18 protein-coding genes are annotated in these 20,292 nt (G+C 46.4%); 5 read left to right on the forward strand and 13 right to left on the reverse strand.

The genetic code is table 11. From position 1 onward, the window contains the following. The first annotated feature begins 125 nt into the window (after positions 1-125). Together MARGE09_RS05600 and MARGE09_RS05605 are read left to right on the forward strand one after the other, a co-directional pair. Positions 126-965 (forward strand): Lcl C-terminal domain-containing protein, encoded by an 840-nt coding sequence (locus MARGE09_RS05600; RefSeq protein WP_236986364.1) that lies wholly within the window; start codon positions 126-128, stop codon positions 963-965. Next, entirely contained in the window at positions 965-1,504 is a 540-nt protein-coding gene (locus MARGE09_RS05605; protein WP_236986365.1) for an Lcl C-terminal domain-containing protein, read from the forward strand. The genes MARGE09_RS05600 and MARGE09_RS05605 overlap by 1 nt, the downstream gene beginning before the upstream one ends. A gap of 257 nt (positions 1,505-1,761) precedes the next feature. On the opposite strand, the gene bfr (MARGE09_RS05610) is transcribed toward MARGE09_RS05605, so the two are convergent. The 6 genes from bfr (MARGE09_RS05610) to MARGE09_RS05635 form a co-directional block, all read right to left on the reverse strand. Beyond that, a complete protein-coding gene (bfr, locus tag MARGE09_RS05610; protein ID WP_236986366.1) occupies positions 1,762-2,229 on the reverse strand; it encodes a bacterioferritin in 468 nt (155 codons plus the stop codon). A gap of 2 nt (positions 2,230-2,231) precedes the next feature. Continuing rightward, positions 2,232-2,708, reverse strand: a complete 477-nt coding sequence (gene bfr, locus MARGE09_RS05615; protein ID WP_236986367.1) for a bacterioferritin — start codon at positions 2,706-2,708, stop codon at positions 2,232-2,234. A 203-nt stretch (positions 2,709-2,911) separates the two neighbouring features. Continuing rightward, positions 2,912-3,715 carry a fimbrial biogenesis chaperone gene (locus MARGE09_RS05620; RefSeq protein WP_236986368.1) on the reverse strand — a complete coding sequence of 268 codons (804 nt, stop codon included), beginning with the start codon at positions 3,713-3,715 and terminating at the stop codon, positions 2,912-2,914. Between the two features lie 40 nt (positions 3,716-3,755). Next, positions 3,756-4,193: a DUF4402 domain-containing protein gene (locus MARGE09_RS05625; RefSeq protein ID WP_236986369.1), complete on the reverse strand. Its 438-nt coding sequence runs from the start codon at positions 4,191-4,193 to the stop codon at positions 3,756-3,758. A gap of 137 nt (positions 4,194-4,330) precedes the next feature. Beyond that, positions 4,331-4,948, reverse strand: coding sequence for a hypothetical protein (locus MARGE09_RS05630; RefSeq protein WP_236986370.1), 618 nt, complete (start codon positions 4,946-4,948; stop codon positions 4,331-4,333). Positions 4,949-4,971: 23 nt separating this feature from the next. After that, positions 4,972-5,553, reverse strand: a complete 582-nt coding sequence (locus tag MARGE09_RS05635; protein WP_236986371.1) for a hypothetical protein — start codon at positions 5,551-5,553, stop codon at positions 4,972-4,974. A gap of 372 nt (positions 5,554-5,925) precedes the next feature. Between MARGE09_RS05635 and MARGE09_RS05640 the strand changes: the two genes are divergently transcribed. Genes MARGE09_RS05640 through MARGE09_RS05650 form a run of 3 tightly spaced genes read left to right on the forward strand, consistent with a single transcriptional unit; the run spans position 5,926 to position 11,228 of the window. Then, a complete protein-coding gene (locus MARGE09_RS05640; protein WP_236986372.1) occupies positions 5,926-9,123 on the forward strand; it encodes an SPOR domain-containing protein in 3,198 nt (1,065 codons plus the stop codon). A 25-nt stretch (positions 9,124-9,148) separates the two neighbouring features. Then, a complete protein-coding gene (locus MARGE09_RS05645; protein ID WP_236986373.1) occupies positions 9,149-9,940 on the forward strand; it encodes a hypothetical protein in 792 nt (263 codons plus the stop codon). Between the two features lie 13 nt (positions 9,941-9,953). After that, positions 9,954-11,228, forward strand: coding sequence for a flagella assembly protein FlgT middle domain-containing protein (locus tag MARGE09_RS05650; protein WP_236986374.1), 1,275 nt, complete (start codon positions 9,954-9,956; stop codon positions 11,226-11,228). A gap of 362 nt (positions 11,229-11,590) precedes the next feature. Here MARGE09_RS05650 and MARGE09_RS05655 read toward each other — a convergent pair whose 3' ends face one another. The 7 genes from MARGE09_RS05655 to MARGE09_RS05685 all read right to left on the reverse strand — a co-directional run bounded on the left by MARGE09_RS05655 (position 11,591) and on the right by MARGE09_RS05685 (position 20,285). Continuing rightward, positions 11,591-11,995, reverse strand: coding sequence for a hypothetical protein (locus tag MARGE09_RS05655; RefSeq protein ID WP_236986375.1), 405 nt, complete (start codon positions 11,993-11,995; stop codon positions 11,591-11,593). Positions 11,996-12,145: 150 nt separating this feature from the next. Beyond that, positions 12,146-12,961 carry a 3-methyl-2-oxobutanoate hydroxymethyltransferase gene (gene panB, locus MARGE09_RS05660; protein WP_236986376.1) on the reverse strand — a complete coding sequence of 272 codons (816 nt, stop codon included), beginning with the start codon at positions 12,959-12,961 and terminating at the stop codon, positions 12,146-12,148. Positions 12,962-13,032: 71 nt separating this feature from the next. Then, positions 13,033-13,521 carry a 2-amino-4-hydroxy-6-hydroxymethyldihydropteridine diphosphokinase gene (gene folK, locus MARGE09_RS05665; protein ID WP_236986377.1) on the reverse strand — a complete coding sequence of 163 codons (489 nt, stop codon included), beginning with the start codon at positions 13,519-13,521 and terminating at the stop codon, positions 13,033-13,035. After that, positions 13,518-14,855: a polynucleotide adenylyltransferase PcnB gene (pcnB, locus tag MARGE09_RS05670; protein ID WP_236986378.1), complete on the reverse strand. Its 1,338-nt coding sequence runs from the start codon at positions 14,853-14,855 to the stop codon at positions 13,518-13,520. Before pcnB ends, folK begins: the two co-directional genes overlap by 4 nt. Positions 14,856-15,691: 836 nt before the next feature. Further along, positions 15,692-17,104: a sigma-54-dependent transcriptional regulator gene (locus MARGE09_RS05675; protein ID WP_236986379.1), complete on the reverse strand. Its 1,413-nt coding sequence runs from the start codon at positions 17,102-17,104 to the stop codon at positions 15,692-15,694. A gap of 8 nt (positions 17,105-17,112) precedes the next feature. Continuing rightward, the gene (locus MARGE09_RS05680) at positions 17,113-20,097 is read right to left on the reverse strand and encodes a sensor histidine kinase (RefSeq protein ID WP_236986380.1); all 2,985 of its coding nucleotides are present in this window, start codon (positions 20,095-20,097) and stop codon (positions 17,113-17,115) included. Further along, positions 20,097-20,285 carry a hypothetical protein gene (locus MARGE09_RS05685; RefSeq protein ID WP_236986381.1) on the reverse strand — a complete coding sequence of 63 codons (189 nt, stop codon included), beginning with the start codon at positions 20,283-20,285 and terminating at the stop codon, positions 20,097-20,099. Before MARGE09_RS05685 ends, MARGE09_RS05680 begins: the two co-directional genes overlap by 1 nt. Positions 20,286-20,292: the final 7 nt, after the last annotated feature.

Genomic DNA, 20,292 nt, shown 5'->3' on the forward strand with positions numbered 1-20,292 from the left:
TTTTTGTTATTAGCTCAGCTCGATAGACTGCAATAGTTCGTGTTCTTTGGGTGGGCTTATAGCTTACCGTAAAAGCCCAGCCGCTTAGTGAGAGGCTGGGCTTTTTTACTATAGAGGAGGTGTTTTTGTTAACTGTTGTAAAGGGGCTTGCGGGTACTATTGCTGCGGCTTGCGTGACATTATTGGCTGCTTGTGGCGGCAGTAATGACCGGCCGCCACAAGAAAGTAGCCAAGTTGCATTGCCGTTAAACGACACGGGTGTTTCGCATTGTGGGAGTGATGTTGACGTGTTTTCTGTTGGCCCATTGGTCGGTTGCGATTTAAGTCATTATTCCGCGCAAGATGCTGAAGTAGGGCGCGATTTCCAAGCGGCCTCTGGCCTGCTTGAAAAACAAGGTGGCGGCGCGGCGGGTTTTGATTTCGTCAAGCTTGATGAATCTGGCGTTGCACTGGTCGATCAGCATTTAACGTGGGACGCATCTAACAGTGCAGCATTGGGGGCTCGGTGGGCGTGTGTGGAGGATAAGCATACAGGCTTGATTTGGGAGGTTAAACATTCCTCCGCAGAGCATCCACGCTATGGTGGAAATACCTACAGCTGGTATAGCGATGATATGCACACCAATGGCGGTGAATCGGGTAGCCAAGATGGTGGTGAATGCTCCGAGGGCCGCTGCGATAGCGCGGGTTATATTGCATTAATTAATGCAGCGGCTTTGTGTGGTTATGATGACTGGCGGCTGCCGACAACTACCGAATTTTTAACTATCGGGCACTTGGGGCGAGGTGACCCGTCTATTGATGTTGCATATTTTCCGAATACTTTAGGGTTGCGCCATTGGTCTGCACAGACTTATCAAAAAACGCCTTTTCTTGCGTGGTATATGTATTTTAGTGACGGTAGTGTTAGCTTTACTGGTAAAGGTGATCCGTCTTATTTACGCTTGGTGCGCGGAGGCTTGTAATGTTATTCACCTGTGAAAAAAGTCGCCTGTGTGTTTTGGTGTGCACGGCGGTTGTTGTTGGCAGTTTATTTATTGCTTCAAAGGCTTGGGCTGAGTGCTTACTGCGTGACGATTCTCGGTTCAATCTTTTGGATAATAGTGCGGTAGTGGAAGATGCTAATACGGGTTTGCATTGGCAGCGTTGTTTGGTCGGATACCGTTTGAACACCGAAGGTGACAGTTGCGCATTGAGCGTTAATGGCGCTGTACGCTTTGATTGGCGAGGCGCTTTTACAGCGGCGAGTAATGCTGCGGGCTGGCGATTGCCCAATGTGAAAGAGCTGGAATCACTGGTTGATCGCAACTGTTTTGAGCCTGCAGTACAAACCCATATTTTCCCGACCATTGATGACGTTATGATGGGCGCGCATTGGACATCGTCCCAAATAGAGGGTTACGCCGGTGGCGCTTGGACTGTGAATTTTAAAACAGGGTCTGTGATATCTTCAGATAAATCTGAATTGCTGCCAGTGCGGTTAGTTCGCGATGCTCAGCAGTAGTTTTGTTGCTAAGTGGTTTTTAGGAGCGGCGGAAGGCTTAGCTTTTGGATGGTAAGGCTGCAGGTCGAAAGGCGGCCTTTAATGATGCTAAGCACTGGCGCCTGATGCGTGCTTTCGGAGGGTTCGCCCGCGTACAATGGCTACAGGAGGCGGCTTTAGTTGATCAGAATAGTGGGCGTAGTCTTGCTTTGAGTAGATGGGGTTTTGTTTAGAGGCCTGCGAGCGAGGCCCCTGTGCTGGTTCGGCTATTTTAAGGCCTACATCTGCGATTGTAGGTAATTCTCAAGCCCAATACGCTTGATTAAGCCGAGTTGCTGCTCCAGCCAAAAAGCGTGATCTTTTTCTGTGTCATCCAATAGTTTTTCAAGAATTTCACGTGTGACAAAGTCTTTTTCGGTCTCACATAACGCAATGGCACTTTTGAGTGCTTTGGCCACGGCGTACTCGACGTCCAAATCGCTTTGCAGCATGCTGGGGACGTCGCTGCCAATATTCAGGCCGTCGCGCGTGATCATGTCGGGTTTGCCCTCTAAAAAGAGGATGCGCGCGATCAGTTCTTTAGCGTGACCTTTTTCGTCGTCAAATTCGTGAGCAATACGCTCGTGCAGCTTAGAAAGCCCCCAGTCGGCATACATCTCAGAGTGGATAAAGTACTGGTCCATTGCGGCTAGCTCATAAGCTAAAAGGCCATTGAGTGCTTTGATGATAGCGGTATTTGATTTCATGACTATTCGCCCTCCGCCATTTGTGATTGTAAGTAGTTTTGAATGCCTGTAGTGCTAATAAGTTGTTGCTGGGTTTCTAGCCAGTCTAGGTATTCTTCTTCGTACTCAAGAATATCGCTGAGCATTAAGCGGCTAACGTAGTCCTGAACTGATTCACAGGTGGCAATAGCGGCTTTAAGTTGCGTGATTTGCTGGTTTTGAAATTTTAAGTCGCACGCTAGCATTTCTTCGGCGTGTTCACCTATTTGCAATGCTTCTAACTTTTGCAAATTTGGCAGGCCGCCTAGCATTAAAATGCGCTCGATGATCTCGTCGGCTTGCTTCATGTCCTTGATTGATTTTTTGTAGCTCACATTATTGAGGTTTTCAAAGCCCCAATTGCGGTACATGCGCGCATGCAGAAAATAGCGGTTAATGGAGGTGAGCTCGCTCGTCAGTACGCTGTTAAGTGTATCGAGAACATTAGGTGCAGCTTGCATGGGAGGCTCCTGTTCGGTGGGTGGCGCAGAAAGTATGCGGGTAAAGTATCGCCTAAGTTTACTCCTACTTTGCGCTAGCTACAAAATTTTAAGCCAAAAATATAAATCTATTTGCGTAATGATAATGCTTTCTATTTAGTTTATTTTACGTTTTAAGAATATAAAAAAAGGAGCCAGCGGCTCCTTTTGAGTTGTTTTTTATTTTAATGTCGTATGGCCGCTTTACCCAATATTTGGCCATCGAACTCATCGGCGCCTTTGTATAAAACTTGAACGACTGCACCCTTAGGAATATCTGGAACTTGTAATATTATATTGGCTTGGCGTTGTTTTGATTCACGAAAAACAGCAATGTTGTGTGCTTCTCCAATCTGTTGGGTCTTTTGGTTGCCCACTTTCATATAGGCATAAAGGCTGCCGTATGTGCTGTAATCGCCGTCGTGGCTTAGCAAAACAGAAATGTTTTTCTGGTCCTTTTTACTTTTTTTAATATCCAGAGAGGCAATTTCTATTTTTGATTTAACCGGGCCTTTTCTGACTATAATTGGAATGCTAAATGATAATTGCGGAATGATTTGTACTTTCATTCCCTTTGTATTTTTGTCGTCAATTTTGGGTAAGCTGGCGATGGCTTTCATCATTAGGTGGGAGCGATATTCTCCGGGGGCTAAATCTTTTGGCATGCGCAGGCGAAGTTTAATCTTTTGATATTCCCCCGGTTTTATTGTGACCTGGCGTGGACTATGGCGAATAAATTTTGAAGCCGATAGTGCATTTTCACTAACATCGGTGTATCCGCCGTTGGTGGTTTGTAATTTTTCTTCCCATTGGATGTTGTAGGTTTTTACTTCTGTTGAGCTATTAAGTAGTGTGATCTCCGCTGTGCGAGTATCTTCATCTAAAACTGCTCGAAATGGTTTTATCAGCAAGTTCGCATAGCTCAAGTGACTGCTAAGCAGAAGGAAAATAGCGGCAAAAAGGGGGAAGTATTTGAAATGCCTATTCATGGCGTCTCCTGTTATTGCAAATTGTTATGACTGAGTGTTCTTACCAGCTGATGGTTATATTCATAGTTCCAGTATAGTTTCCATCACCATAACTGCCACCAAGCCCCGTTGTTTTTAACGATGCCCCAAGGTCTAATAATGCCTCTCCACTACCGTCGGTAATAATCGGGTCGTGGGTGAAGTCTTCAATCAGTAAATTGGGAGCCCCCGTTCGCTGAAGAACAAAGTCGTTGATGTTGATTACTAACGGGGTGAAGGCTGGGTATGCGGATAGGCGATATTGCCCTGGTTGCCCATGCATTAGCGGATAAATTTTGTAGCTATAAACGGGAGTGCCACCGTTTTTAGAAATGACAATGCTTGATTGTGCATCGTTGGCGGCTATAGCAAAGCTGCCAAATGAAATTGCTTGCTCTTCAGTTACTGCCGCAATACACAGTGATGGAATTACGAGTACTAGTGCAATAAAAATTTTCAAGAAATAACCCTCCATTAAAAAAGCGGCCGTAGCCGCTTTATCAATATCTTATAGTCAAGGTAGCTCAGCAATTTGCTTGCCGCCACCAAGGCAATAGTTTTTTAGTTATTGCCTTGACTCAATAAGGGTTATCAGTATTAGTAACTTACGGATACCGAGTAAGTGCCGGTATAGGTACCATCAGCATAGGTGCCTGTGAATGTCGCACGGTCAGAGGCACCAAATTCACCGCCAATTAAAATATTGCCGTTACCGCTAGCATCTAAAGTAAGCGTGCCGCCATTATCGGCATCGTCTGCAATGGCGGTTAACGCTAAGAAGTTAATGGTTGGAATGGCGGGGTTGGCACTACTGTGAACCAAGTCGTTGGCTGCTGTTGGAGTTGTTGCCGTAATTACGAGGTCGGCAAATGGTGCTGCTCCCGTTACTGTAAGCACGCCAACTTGTTCACCACCTAGTGGCGTTACTGCTCCATCGCCGGTATCAGTTGTGCCATTACCTGTGGTGACTGCCCCTGTTAACGCATCAATATTAATTTGTGCTGCATCAGTGGCGCCGGCATTCGCATTATCACCAATGGTGCCGTCGGCTTTAGTAATAAATACAGTACCTATTGAAAACGGTGTGGTTTCCGTTAGCGATATAGCATTGCTGATTTCAGCAGTAGCATTAAAAGTTTCTGCATTCGCTTGTGCAGCGGCGAATGATAGCGTGAGTGCGCCAAGTGTTAATTTTGTTAAGTTTTTCATCATCATACTCCTACTCATCTTTCCCCAAATTAATAACTTACGGTCACAACATAGGTGCCAGTGTATGTGCCTTCTGCGTATGCAGTGCCTGCAGCTACTGCGGTAGCGGCAGTCATTTGCCCGCCAACTAATATGTCGCCATCGCCATTGGCATCTAGCACCAATGCGGCGTTGTGAGCAGGGTCGGTGGTGATGGCGTCAAATGTAACGACAGGTAGCGCAGGGTTGCCGCTTGAATGGATTAAGTCGGTGGGTGTTGCGTTAGACGTTACCGTGACGCTGGCAAAGGGGCTAGCGCCTGTTACTGAAAGCACACCAGCTGTTGCACCGCCAAGGCTTACAATTCGGCTTAACGTTGTTGCTTCGTCGCCTTCACCAGTACCAGTGAAGCTGCCTGTTGTGGCAAGGGTTAAGGTTGCTGGGCCGCCACCACCGTCCGCACCTGTTCCGCGGCGAACATACAAGTTGCCAAAGTTTAAAGGGGTGGTTTCTGTTAGCGCAATTGTGTTGGCTACTTCAGCGGTTACATTAAATGTTTCTGCGCTGGCACCGGTCGCTAGCAGTGCTCCTGCGGTGGTTGCTACTAAGTATTTACTTAAAGTGTTCATCATTTATCTCCAATGATTTCTACTGGTAGGCCTCGGGCCTCGGTGCCAAGCGTTGCTACTAGCGTGCTTAGTCCAATCTACATAGCCGACTTAGCTATGATCAGTATGTCGGCCGCTTCTATCATTACTTTAATCAAATTTAAATATTTTTTTTTGAATAAAAAGTCAGTTAAGAAAACCTGAACAATCAACTCATATTTAAGTTGTAGCATAAAAATATTGGCGGCTAGATGATTTATTGTGCCATTGATGCACTTGCTGAGGCCATTCACCCATTCAGTGGCATTTATTTTGCTCTATCCCTCTTATTAATATTTATTCATTCAAATTCGTTGTTTTTTTGACGCGCTAATTTGGCGTCGAGGTGCGGGCATTATGCTAAAAGCGCTTAGCTCTGTGGTTGTAATCTTTTGGTTGTCGCTTGTTTGTTGTTCGGTAGCCTATGCCAACCTTTTTACCGAAGATGATCTGGCTATTCTTGATATCTCCTATAAACGCCAATTAATTGGCAATGGTTTGGATGTTTATCTCACTGATGACAGCTATTACATACCTCTGATCGATTTTATTATGGCAATGGAGCTAGACATTGTTGCTGACGATTCAAAGGCCGAAGGTGTGCAGGCAAATGGAGATAAATTTATATTAGAGTTTATCGAGCAAGGGTGGCGTGTCGTTGAGGGGGATAATGAAGCCGTTATTTTCTCTGAGGGTGATGGGGTAGTACTTAAATACGATGACTTAATTTATGTGGATAAGAACTATATTACGACTTGGTTTGGCGTTGCTATGCAGCTTGATTTTAGTGAATCACTGTTAAGTATCGACTTCATTAAGCGGCTTCCAGTTCAAGATCGGTTGGAAAGAAGAAATCAAAAAGTGTCTGAACAAAATTACATGGAAAGGCCCCAGCAGCCGCTCTGGAATCAACCTTATGCTTTTATGGAGGTGCCTTCACTGGATGTACGTGCTAGTTACTCGGTGACACGCAATGACGATGTTCGCATTAAAGATTTTAGAAACCTTATATATTCAGGGCGAACAATCGGTGATTTGTTAGGTATGAGTACTGAAACCTTTTTTACAGGCAATAGGGATGATGGGCTTGTGGGGGGCAGTATACGGATGGATCGATTTGATAATAGCCGGGAGATGTTAGGGGTGTTAGGGCTATCCCAAATTAGTATTGGTGATGTTAATAGCCCTAATACGGGCTTAAGTGGATCTGCGTATGGTCGGGGGATCTTAATTGGCAACGATATGGTAAGCGGCGGTAAGAGTCGAGATGTTAGAGACATTGAAGGTGATTTTTACCCCGGCTGGGAAGTAGAGCTGTATTTGAATAATACTTTGGTAGGCTACTTGATTATTGATGATACTGGGCATTATAAGTTTAGCGACTTGGTGTTATTTGAAGGCGTGAATGAATTTACCTTGAAGTTTTATGGCCCACACGGTGAGAGAGAAGAGCAACAAAGAAAGATTGTTGTTGGTGATGACCCCGAAAACGAACATCCCTTTAGATATTCCGTTTCGCTATCACAACCGGGTAAGTCAATTTTAAATATTGATGATAGGGATGTTGGTAGCAATGACGATTATCGCGCATCATTCTTTGGTCGTTTTAAAGTAACAGATAGAATGGACTTCAATTTTTCTTTGGAAGAGGCAAGGATAAAGCCTACTGAAAAAGAAGTCGAAATACCTGAAAACACCTATGATGATATTGATGTAAAACGTTATTACAGTGCTGGCATGCAGATGTATTTTGGTGGTATTAATTTAGGTGTTAATGGCTCAATTGAGGAGCATGTTAGGACCACTGGCGGCCTTTCTGTGAGTGGTACATTTTATGGGACGGCCATATACGGTCAGCTTCAAAATTATAGTTATGCCGATAATTATGAGGCTAATGAAGGTGAGGATAGGATTTTTAAAGCCTATAGTTTGGCTTTGAATAAACGCTTTAATGCGTTAAGTATAGTGATGAATGGTGCGCATGAAGAGTATGAGTTTTCTACTCGCGATAATTTAGATCTCGGTCTATCGACTCGCTTCGGCTGGCTTAACTGGAATAACACTCTAAATTACATCAATGAAAAAAATATAGCATCACAAAATAACGACGTAGTAAATAATAAACTTGTGACCGGTGCGACTTTTTTCTCTGCATCTTACCGCTTGGCAGACTTTCGGTTGGGCGGGGTCTATTCGGTGGAGCCCGAGGCGGAGTTTACTAATGCGAATATATCCACGGCATTTCGATTGACAGATAGGTTGAATTTAGATTTAAGTGCTTCTCATGCTTTATTTAATGATGAAACGTTTTATCGTGTCGGTATGAATTGGATTACCGATAGCTTTAGGGTCACACCTTCTTTTACCTATAACGATAGAGGTCGGTGGCAGGGTTTCGTGCAGTTATCTACTAGTCTGGGTAAGCGTTCTGGGCGTTTGGGTAATTATTATAAAGCAGCGTCCAACCCGGCGATTACTCGTGGCGCTGTTCGCGCTCGCCTGTATGAAGATAAGAATGCTGATGGTGTTTATCAAACCGGTGAGCCTTTGTTGAGTGGTGGAGAGTTATCCGCAGTGCAGTCGCGCCGAAAGGGACGGTCTAATCGAGCAGGTGTTGCATGGTTAGAATTGATGCCGTCGTGGGATCGCACGGATATCGTTGTGAATACCAACAGTATTAATGAAGGCTATATGGCAATGGGGCGAGAGCCATTTTCTGTCGTTCCCCGGCCGGGGCGTATTACAGAGTTGGATATACCCTTTTTACGCGTGGGTGAGATCGATGGCAATGTCGAAATTATTGACGGTGAAAACGTTTTTCCTGGTTTAGGTATATATATTGAACTGGTGGATTCTAATGGGGTTGTTGCTGATATGGTTCGCAGCGATTCAGGTAGTTATTTCAACTTTGCTCAAGTTCCTCCTGGCTCTTATAAGCTGCAAGTTAAAGATTACGTACTTATCGACGTAATCCCTAAAACAATTGTTATCGATGGAACCGGTAATTATGAAGACGGGGTCCGGATATTGGTTGAACAAAAAGAATTTAAAGACGAAACGGTGTTGCCATTAGATGATATACCTTTAAGTAACAGCGGTTTATCTGATAGTACGGAAACAGCCTCAATAATTACTCCGCCCGCATTTACTGGCATCGATACTCCTGTTGTAGAGCAAACTGTTGAGGCTAGTCTTCCAGTTATGCCTATATTTGATGTGCCTACAGTCAATAAACCTGCTGAGGTCGAAGTTGTTGACGAGCCAGTTGTTGACGAACCTGTTGTTGCGGTGGCGCCCAAGCCAGAGCTGCCAAGTGATAACTACGTATTTTGGGGGGTTCAAGCCGGCAGTTTTAGCCAAGAGCAATCAGCGCTTAAATTGGTTGAAAAGATTAGAGCGGAAGGCTTTAGTGCACAAATAAAGCAGGTGGATCTTCCGCAAGGCAGGTTCCATCGTGTTTTTGCAAGTGGTTTTATTGATGAAGCTAGCGCGAAAGACGCGAAAGACAGCTTAGATCAAGCCTTTGGCACTAAATCTATTGTTAAGAAAATGTAACTTTTATCGGTGGAGGGAGTTCAGTATGAAATTGTTATTAAAGGTTGCGGTTGTAATGATGTTCTCGAATGGCATCTGTTATGCCGAAGGTGATGTCGATGCTATTTCAACAAAAGAGTTACATGGAATGTTGAGTGATATTGAAAGTGAGTTGGAATCGAGGGGGGTTTCAATCCGAGATAAACAGGGACGCATTGAAAAAGCAGAGTCGCGTTTTAAAAAGATTGTTAACCGTGGCTCTTGGAAAAATGCAGTGATTGGCTCTGTATTGACTGCTGCCGTAACAGCCCACCCGGCCGGTTTATTGGTTGGAGGCATTGCCGGCAGTATGGTGGGGAAATCGCAGAAGTATGATAAAGCCGAAGAACAGTTTGCAGCGATTGAACACGAAATTATTGTTGATGAAGATGATTTTTTAACCGAGGGTGAAATTCGCTTAGCCCATTTTGCCGGAGAAGAGGTCGACCCATCGTTGTTGAGTGGCGTAGAGAGTGTTAAGGAATTGGCTATGGCGCCCAGTGGAGACGAACCTTTTTATGGCGCAGAGGATAGCTCTGTTGATGAGGAAGGCGATATTAATACAGTTGATTTCGAACTTCCAGAAACATCCCCAACAGCAACAAAGCAGCCTCAGGTCATGCCAATGATGAATGTTGCAACAAGTAACGGAGGGGCAGCTTTAAATGCAATGACTCAATCAGTTGCAAATCAGCAAAGCGGTGGTCGCATGGAGTTGGAGTCTTGTTATGGACGTGGCGCCGAAACGGCTGCTCAAAAGCGCAAGCGTTTGCCACATTGTTTTTACATGATGTATTAAAACGGAGGCTGGCGTGTTTTCTTTATTGTTGATCGGTGTGGGTTTTGAGCAGAGACAGTTTTGGCGCCGATTGCTAATTTTGTTGGTAGCCATTTTTGTATTTAGTTGTTTGCTAAGCTGCAGCGCTTTAACGGGTAAATCATCTTTTGATGCTTTTGTGGATGGTGATCCTTATATGGAAACCCATAATAAGCCAAAGATGAAAGTAGAAACTAAACCATCCCGAAGTAGTGATAACGAGGATCTATATGGCTTCGGCTCGCTTGGTGACAATAATTCGAACACAGATGCTGATGAAAATGTAGCTGATGATGTTTTATTGGATGAAGACGCTTTATTTTCGGAGCAGGCACCAGCTGTTGATGAGGTCTCAGAAATAGTATTGGAGGAAAAAGAAGCGCGATGTCTGGCGGAAAATAACCCCAGCTTTTCTTACCGTAAAAGAATAGCGGTATTACCAATGGAATTGCAGAGTCGGCAGCATGCGGTAGATATTCCTTACGTTGAGCGCGAATACCCTCAGGTGTTAACAGGGCGCTTAAATGACGCAGGCTTGCTGGCCCGTGACGCAACTGCGTACCATCGAATACATGTGCACTCGCAACCGTCACGCCTACATTCACCATTCACATCGGATCAAATTCGCGATACGGCTAGCCGGTTAAATGCACAATTTTTAGTGACGGGGCGCTTGGTCGACTTATCTTTCGGAAAGTCTAAAACGCATGCGATTGATTTAGTCACAGGCTTAAAACCTTGGAAAACCTTAGCAAGGCAAACCTATGAAGGGGCAACAGGAAGTTACCGCCGGCAGCTAAATATTGATGTTAGTGTTTATGATGGCCCCAGTGGGGCATTAATTAAGCGTAAGCGGTATCGTGGTGAAGCTAACCACCCAGTGACGGCGCAGCGCGGTTATGGTTTAGAGAGCAATATTTTTTGGCAATCTGATTACGGTGAGTTAATGGCTGATGTACTTGATCAGCAAAGTGAGATGATTTCTCGTGCATTGGAGTGTTTACCGATGCGGGCGCAAATTTCTCGTGTTGACGAAGATGTTATTGAAATCAATGCGGGTATCGATTCATTATTAATGCCAGGTGATCGTTTGCGAATTTTTCACCGGGAGCCTGCTGGGCGTGACCCTATGGGCGTGCCTAAGCATCGCTGGAAATACTACGGCGGCGTGACCATAATGGGCGTTTTCCCTTTGAAATCGATAGCCGTACTCGATGAAGACTTAGCGCCAGACGTTATTAAGCTTGGTGATATTGTTCAGGCTTGGTAGTTTTAGGCTAACCTGCCTTCGTATGTTTCAATAATTTTTCTTTCTTCTAAATACCTTTTATTTTTATCTCATCATAATCGCGTGCATTTTTGATTGTCATAAAGGTGCTTGAGTCTCAAGGCCGAACCATTATCGTTATTTTGTCTGTGTGTTACTTGGGGTTATCGACGCTTCTTTTTGTGTGCTTTTGACTGGGTGTTGAGCAAGCACCGTTTTGCTTTTTAGCCAAATGCTACTACCAAAAGCAAACGTTGATGTTAACAAAAAAGCAGCGGTTGCAAAGGTGGCTAGTTTTCGGGAAATAGGCCTGCGGTAATGATAATTGTAGGCTGTGGGCGGAGGTTCCGTACTGGTTTTCATGCTTATGGCTCGTTGCGAATAGCGTGCATTAATAAATAGCCCATAAAACACAATATGCCTAGCCACCAAGAAAAATTAGACCAGGTTTTATTAGAGGAGAGTGAAGTGTTACTGTTTATTTCTCCGTTATTTTTTGCGTGTGTTTCCAATAACTTTTTTTCGCTATTCGCAAAGCTTGTAAAGTGGTTTGGCGATTTTTGTGTTTGCGTGATTTGCGCTTCGTATTGAGGGGTGTCGCTAGACGAAGCTACAGCATTGTTTTGCAGCGCAATGGAGGCCGTTAATAATATGATAATGGCTAAAGCTAGCTGCCCAATAGTGCGCTTACGCTGCAAGTAATGTTGCGATGTGGCTTTATAAGCAGGCGCTATAAATATGGGGTGCGGATAATGTTTTTTTGTACGCATGGAAGTAACCTCAATCGTGATGGATTAAGGTTATTTCAGCAAACTTATCGGGCAATGTTTGGGATGCAATAGGATGAATAGCGGGTCAATTGTGATCAATTGTGGCAGAGCGGGTTAAAACGCTACTTGCCGGCCTTGAGGGTTGTGCTGTTAGTCAAAAGTATGTGCTAGCTCTGGGAACACCCCAGTTTTTACATCGCTAACGTATTTTGTTAATGCGCTGGGGATGTCTTGTGTTTCGACTAAGAAATTCTTGCTGAATTTTGGGGGCTTTGGTGTAAGGCCTAGAATGTCGTTTATCACCAATACTTGGGCGTCGGTATCCTTGCCTGCGCCAATACCAATGGTTGGTATTGATAAGCGTTGTGTGATTGTTTTAGCGAGCTCGCTCGGTACGCATTCTAGCACCAGTAAATCTGCGCCGGCGCGTTCTAGGGCGATGGCGTCAGCTAATAATTTATCGGCTTGCTGTTGAGTCCGCCCTTGCACACGGAACCCGCCTAGTTTGTTCACAGATTGCGGTGTTAACCCTAAGTGGGCGCATACTGGGATGCCCCTTTCGGCTAGCATGGTAACCGTGGGTGCCAGCCATTCGCCGCCTTCAATTTTTACCACATGGGCGCCAGCTTGCATTATGCGCATAGCATTGTGCATGGCTTGGTCTGTTGTGGCGTACGACATAAAGGGCATGTCGCCCAAAATAAGCGACTTTTTGTTGCCTCTGGCCACGGCTTCTACATGGTAGAGCATGTGTTCCATTGTTACAGGTAGGGTTGAGTCATAGCCCAGAACGGTCATGCCAAGACTATCGCCAACTAACACGGTTTCCACCCCAGATTGTTCGGCCATGGCAGCCATAGGGGCGTCGTATAAAGCGACGCAAGTGAATTTTTCTTGCTCGGCTTTAAGTTTTTGCAGGGTAAGAATGGTAATGGGTTTTGTGAGCGGTTCGCTGCAATAGGCCATAAGGCATCCTTTAGGTTCGTGCGCCGCGCGCTAATTGTGATAATAAATTATTGGTGCGTTGCAGCTTGGTTCTATTCGTTGGGTAAATATAAGCTGATGCCAGTTTTGTCACAACAGTGAACGAGTTCGGCAATGGTTTTTTGATTGGGCAGTATAAGTTCTGGTGCGATATCGTTTAAAGGCAGCAGTACAAAATTGCGTTCCTCAAGGTAGGGGTGCGGTACCAGCAGCCTATCGGTTTTTATTGTGATATCGCCCCATAATAAAATATCGAGGTCGAGTGTGCGTGGCCCCCAGTGCTCTTTGCGAACACGGTGGTGAGCCTGTTCTATTGCTTGCAGAGCATCGAGTAATTCGATTGGGGCAAGGCTTGTTGCAAGCTTAGCAACGCCATTAATGTAGTCGGGCTGCTCTGGTCCTATGGCTTTACTTTGGTACCAAGGTGAGTGTGAGACTAGTTGGGTGTTAGGCAGTGCTTGCAATGCATTAATGGCAGCATTTACTTGCGTGTACGGCGAGTTTAGGTTGCTGCCTAAGCCTACATAAGCTGTGTGAATCATTCTGCCGGCGGAGCCTTTTTGGGGCGTCTGCGGCGTGGGCGCTTTCGCGGCTCTTTGCTGCCTTGTGTTTTCACGGTGTCTAACAGCTCTTGTTGACGAGCCTCATCAGCGTCTTGGAATTCTGTCCACCAGCGGCCTGCGCCATTGTGATTTTCACCGGCATCTTCGCGCAGCAGCAAAAAATCGTAGGCGGCTCGGAATCGCTGGTGCTCTAAAGTGGAAAAGCATCGCTTGCCTTGCCGTTTTTCTAAGCCGTATTGCAAAAACCAAATGTCGCGCATAGGCATTAAAAAGCGCTTTGGTATGGCCGTGCGTGTGAGTTGCTGTGAGATCACCCCAGATATAGCAGCATTTTTAGCTTCGCCGGGCTTCATGCCTGCTTTAATTAGGCGCTCAATTTCTGCCTGTAATGGCAGCCATAAAAATGCGGCAAAGATAAAAGCAGGTGTGACGCGCTTGCCTTGACGTATGCGCTTGTCGGTATTGACACAAACAAGGTCGATCACCTGTCGGTTGAAAGGGCTTGCATCGGCTATAGGGCTTACGCCTGGGAAGAGGTGGCGAAATAAATCGTACTTTTCTAGGCTGGCTACAGTGGCTGTTGCACAGCCGCCGAGCATTAATTTTAGTACTTCTTCAAACAGTCGGGCCGAAGGGATGTGGTCGAGCAGCTCGCCTTGGGTATATATCGGGTCTGCTGTGGCAGGCTCTATGTTAAACCCAAGTTTAGCGGCAAAACGGGCTGCGCGAAGCATGCGAACGGGATCTTCGCGGTAGCGTTCGCTGGCGTCGCCAATAATGCGCAGCGTGCGTGATTCGATATCGCGTAAGCCCTGAGTGAAGTCAATAAGTGTTTGCGAAATAGGGTCGTAATACAAGGCGTTAATGGTGAAGTCGCGGCGCACGGCGTCCGATTCTAAATCGCCGTAAACATTATCGCGCAACAGCAAGCCTTGCTCAGACTGAACCGCGTCGCGAGCCTTGCCTTGCTCGTGATGCCCGCGGAAAGTAGTGACCTCAATAATTTCGCGGCCAAATCGAACGTGCACGATTTTAAAGCGCCGGCCAATAATGCGGGAGCTGCGAAAAACTTGCCGCACTTGCTCAGGCGTTGCGTCGGTTGCCACGTCAAAGTCTTTAGGTTTGGCCTCTAGTAGGCTGTCTCTAATGCCTCCGCCAACAATATAAGCCTGATAGCCTGCTTGCTGGAGCCCAGAGCAAACCTTTATAGCGGCAGGGCTTAGTTGATTGAGCACAATCTGGTGCTCTTGCCGTTCGACAGAGGTGCCAGATGTTGATGAGGAAGAAAGAAGCTTGAAAAGACGTTTAAGCATGATACGCAGTGAGTGAGTCAAAGATGCGCGAGTGTATCATGGTTTATAAGAAGGCTGTTTTTTCACTGAAATCTGAATTTGCGGAGTGATAAATGAAAACGGGAAGGCCCTATTGGTACCTTCCCGCTCGAAAATGGTGTGTATCAACCGGACGCTTCCATGTCCGTAAATTGCCAAGCTGGTGCTCGCCCTATTGGTCGTAGCTAATGCTCTTATTCTTATTATTTCGTCGTTATTATTATTTGTTGTTTTTATAGTTATAAAGATTATCTGTTTTTATTATTTATTGTTGTTATTAGTTATCGAAATGCTTTTTATTATTCTTTATTGTTTTTATTATGAGTCTAAACAAAGCATTAGGTGTGCCAGAACAATAAATATATTAAATATCAGTGAGTTACGATATTTTTTGGGGGTGGTGTAAAGGTGCGTCGAGCAACTTGCGTTACCCAATGTTTCGATGGTGTTACGAAACCGTGAGGCCGGTAACACTTTGCAGTGCGGGAGAGGTTAGTTCGTAAGTACTATAAGGGGATGGTCCCATTATTCACTTGTTTTATGTCAAATTTATGAATGACGCGTCAATATGTTATTTAGCTGAGTGTCTTCGGGTTATAAAGTGTTACCTCTATGAGCGAGAGGCGGGCAGAAGGTTCCCTTGAATCTAGAAACCGCAGTTTAACCATCAAAGTCTTCGCATCCCCTGACGCATGCTAAAAATGATTCATTGCCAAAAAGGTGATTACACACTTTTACGGCACCCATGCACACCAGTCGAGTGCGCATGTTTTGAACATTGAATCCAAGGTTTTTTTTGGGGTAGATGGGGGGGGGGGCTATTTTTCGCTGCTTTTGGCACCGCGGGTGCGAGGGATGCCCAGGCGCTGGCGTCTTTCCCAGAGGCATTTTCGGCTTACGCCAAGTTTTCTTGCCAATTCTGTTTCGCTCATGGTGTCTTGGTGTTCAAGTACAAAGCGCTGGAAATAGTCGATTAACGAAAGATCTTCTTGTGGGTCGGGGTGGCTACCGATGTTATCGCCAATGGACTGCTCGTTAAGTAGGTGTGGGTTGCTATTTTCGGCTTTTTGCTCGCTCTCTTTATCTAGTTCAATATCAAGCAGGGTGTGATCTATTTGGTCGCCGTCGCATAAAATAACCGCCCGTTGTATGGCGTTTTCAAGCTCGCGAATATTGCCCGGCCAGCGGTAAGTTGTGACTACCTGTACGGCTTCTGGGCTAAGCGTTAGTAAGGCTTTGCCCACTTGATGGCAGTAGCGTCTGACAAAGGTTTCGGCCAAAGAAAGTATATCTTTGCCACGCTCGCGCAGGGGTGGCAACTTAAGTTGGACAACATTAATACGGAAGTACAAGTCTTCGCGGAATAACCCTTCTTTGGCGAGCTTGCCTAAATCCCTGTGGGTTGCAGCAACAAGGCGTACATCAACTTTGTGTGATTCTACCGAGCCTAGCGGCCTTACCTCGCCTTCTTGCAGTACGCGCAATAAGCGCGCTTGTGCTTCAAGGGGTAGCTCGCCTATCTCGTCAAGGAAGAGCGTGCCACCATCGGCAGCGGCAACAAGGCCCTCGCGAGTGCTGGCGGCACCGGTAAAAGCGCCTTTTTCGTGGCCAAATAGCTCGGCTTCAATAAGGGTGTCTGGAATAGCGGCGCAGTTAACCGAAATAATGGCTGCGCTTTTGCGAGGGCTTTCTGTGTGTAGTGCTTTAGCGACTAGCTCTTTTCCGGTGCCTGTCTCGCCATTGATTAACACGGTGGCGCCGGTAGGGGCGACTTTGTGAATTTTGGCGTAAAGCTCTTTCATTACCGGCGATGTGCCGATCATGCCTTCAATTTGTGTTTGGTTTTCGCCGATCAGTGCTTTTTGCGTGGCCGCGGCCTTATCGCGCTTGATAATAACGCGCTTAACGGCTGTTAGCATTTCGTCGTGATCAAAGGGCTTGGCGATGTAGTCGATTGCGCCCATGCGCATGGAGTCTACTGCCGAGCGCAAACTGGCGTAGCTTGTCATAATTAAAACGGGGGTGTCACCGGCCAGTGTGATTAGGTCTGTACCAGGGGCGCCGGGCAAGCGTAAATCAGAGACGACAAGGTCAAAATTGTTGAGGTTGTACTTGGTGGTTGCCTCTTTTACCGAGCCCGCCTCGCAAACTTCGTATTTGTTGCGCACTAACAGTTTGCGCAATGCGGTGCGGATAATGGCTTCATCTTCAACAATTAAAATTTTATTCATAACTTGCTTTAACTTGCGTCAGGGCTCGTGGGTGTTTCTGTTGGTTGGCTAGCCGGTTGCTTGGGTAGAGTGATAATAAAGCGGGTGCCGTTAGCGGTATCTTGATGGGCTGGCGACTCGATATCAAGCCCTCCTTTGTGATCTTCGATGATACTGTACACCATTGCTAAGCCAAGACCAGTGCCTTCGCCGGGTTCTTTTGTGGTAAAGAACGGCTCAAATATACGATCTTGTAGCTCTTGAGGAATGCCAGAGCCAAAATCGGTAACAGTAATAACGGCCAAGTTGCCATCCATTTTGCCGTCGATAATCACGTCGCCAAATAGCGGGCTAGCGTCTCTTGAGTTAGATAGCAGGTTCACAAAAACTTGTATAAGCCTTTGACTGTCGCCATATATAACAACTTCGTCGCTCAAGTCGTTCACGAAGTTCACTTGGTTTTTCTCGTGCTGGAGCGATAACAGGTCGATAGCTTCTTGGGCGCAATCGCGCAAACTAATGCGCTGGTAGTTGTCTGCCGAGTGCTGGCCCGCATGCGAAAAACTCACCAGTGTTTGAACAATACGACTGACGCGATTAGTTTGCGATAAAATTTGTTCGATGCATTCTAAAACTTCTGGCTCGTTGGTGTCGTAGCGCATATTTTGAGCAAGACAAGCGATGCCGGTGACAGGGTTGCCTATTTCGTGAGCAACACCTGCGGCAAGCCGGCCTACAGAGGCTAGGCGTTCACTATGGAGAAGCTCTTGCTCAAGTAGTTGCAGTTCTGTGACATCTTCCAAAATAATGACCTGGCCATCACTTTGTTGTGAAAGCGTTGAGGGTATGGAAGCTTTGTGCAGTGTGATCCAGTGGGGGCGATGATCTAGCTCGATTTGCCGTTTATAAAATCGGTGCTCTGATGAGTTGGAAAAACGGTGCAATAGGCTCCCCCAAGGTGCGCGAATATCTTTGATGTGCGAGCCTGTAACTTCATCGCTATCAATGCCAGTGAGTTCGGTCATCGCGCTATTCCACATTAAAATTTCGAGGTCTTGACCTATAGAGCAGGTTGGTAGAGGCAATTGCTCGAGCGTTTTGCGGTGGTAAAGGCGCAAATTGTTGAGCTCGGCCGCTAGGCCTGTGAGCTGGTTGCGCACATTGCCTAGGCGGCTTTCTATTAAGTTAATGTCTGTGGCGTCGTGGGTTTCGGGGACTTTAAATGGCACTAGCCGGTCCAGTATTTCACTGGCCATGGCAATGCCCATTAGGCTCGATAGATTGGCTTCGAGTTCGTCGCGCAATCGGCGTAATGCGTAGGGGCGGTTTTCGTTGGCGTGCAGGTTTAGGCGATGAAGGGCGCGGCTGACTTCTGTTGTGGCTGTTGATGCGCCAATACGGGTGCTTAAGCGGGTGATAATTTCATCCGGCGAGCGCACATCTAGCGTCATGCGCACGGGGTGACTCAGTTCGTCTTGCGAGCATAGTTCGGCGCTGTAGCGTTCATCGTCACTTTGGCGGGTAATGCGCGATAGCACCAAGCAGGTGATGGTGTTGGCGCCTAGGCTCAATAGGGTAATGGCTTGCCACGCATCGACGCCAACGATAAAAGTGTAGCTGCCAAAACCAATACCCCAGTTGGCTTTGCCAAGAGTGAGCGGGATAAACATGCATATTAGCCAAATGCTACCGCCAGCAAAAATACCGCCGACTAAGCCGCGTCGATTAATTTTGGGCCAATGGGTAACCCCTAAAACACCCGGTAGCAACTGGAGCGTGCCGATAAAGGCGGTCAGTGCAAGCTGGGTTAAGGTGAATTTGTTATTAAGTACCAGATAATAAGAAAAGCCAATCATCGAGACGAGAGCAATAAGGCCGCGGCGCATCCAAATTAATTGTCGGTAAAGGTCTCGTTTAGTGCGCAATGAATTACTGGGCAGTATCCATTGGTTCAGCATCATGGTGGTCAGCGCGAGGGTCATTGCCACCATGGCACCGGTTGCAGCAGAAAGCCCGCCGATATAGGCAAGAATGGATATGGTGGCATTGCCTTGTGCCAGCGGTACGGCAAGTGGGAAGTATTGCGAGGGGGTGTCTAGAGTTAGTTGGTAGCCCCCCCAAAGAATGGGAAATATAGGTAATGCCATCAGTAATAAGAATAGGGGGAAGGCCCAAGACGCGAGGTCACTGCTTTGCTTGACGGGGTTTTCAACAACGGTCATGTGAAAGATGTGCGGCATTGAAATAGCAGTAGCAATAAACACTAGCATTAGAGTGTGTGCTGTAGCACCGTCACTGGCGGTATACAGCGCCAGCGCATGATGAGGGTTGTCGCTCAGCCACTGATCTAGGCCTTCCAAGCCGCCGAAGCAGGCAGAAATTACGTAACCGCCCACAATCAGTAACGCGAGTAATTTGATCAAGGACTCAAAAGCCATGGCGCTAATAAGCCCTTTATGGTGCTCGCGGTTGGCGCCGAACAATACGGCAAAAACGGCAATGCCTACGCAATACACCAAACCTAAAGATTGCTGAACACCAAGTTGTCCTATTTGGGTGGGTTGTTCTTGCCCTTTAATTAGCAGCATCATGGTATCGGCCACCGCTTGAATTTGCAGAGCAATAAGTGGCAGCATCGCTAACAGCATAATAAGTGTGGCGAGTGCGCCAACAAGGTGGCTGTGATAACGAAAGACCAATAAGTCAGCCATAGAGTTAATTTGAAAGCGCTTGGCTAGCTCGACGAGTGGCTTAAGGGCAAAGTTGCCAAAAAGAAACAGCAACCCGGTGCCGATGTAGTACGCCAGCGCTCCGTAACCAAAGCGGTCGGCAAGTTCTATAACGCCGTAAAAAGACCAAGCACTGGCAAAAATACCTAGCGAAAGAATATAGGTAATGGGGTGCGAGGTGATTTTGTTACTGATCCAGTTGCGTTCGGTAGCGTAAGCAATACCAAAAACGACGGCGATATAACAAAGGCTGATAAATGCAACTTGTGTGAAGGTAAAGCTCATTAGGGCTTAGATCCTTGTGTACGCTTCTTTTTGTAGCGTTGAACAAGGAAGGCAACAGCGACAATAAGTAGCCAGATGCCAAAAGGGCGGTACCATTCACCGTGAGGGTCCATAACCCAGCCAATAAGAGTGGGGGCGCAAATGTAGGCCACCAGCGCGAGGTAGACTAAGGGGCTGGGCTTGTTCATAAATAAG

It is taken from the genome of Marinagarivorans cellulosilyticus, assembly GCF_021655555.1.
GTDB classification, from domain to species: Bacteria; Pseudomonadota; Gammaproteobacteria; order Pseudomonadales; family Cellvibrionaceae; genus Marinagarivorans; species Marinagarivorans cellulosilyticus.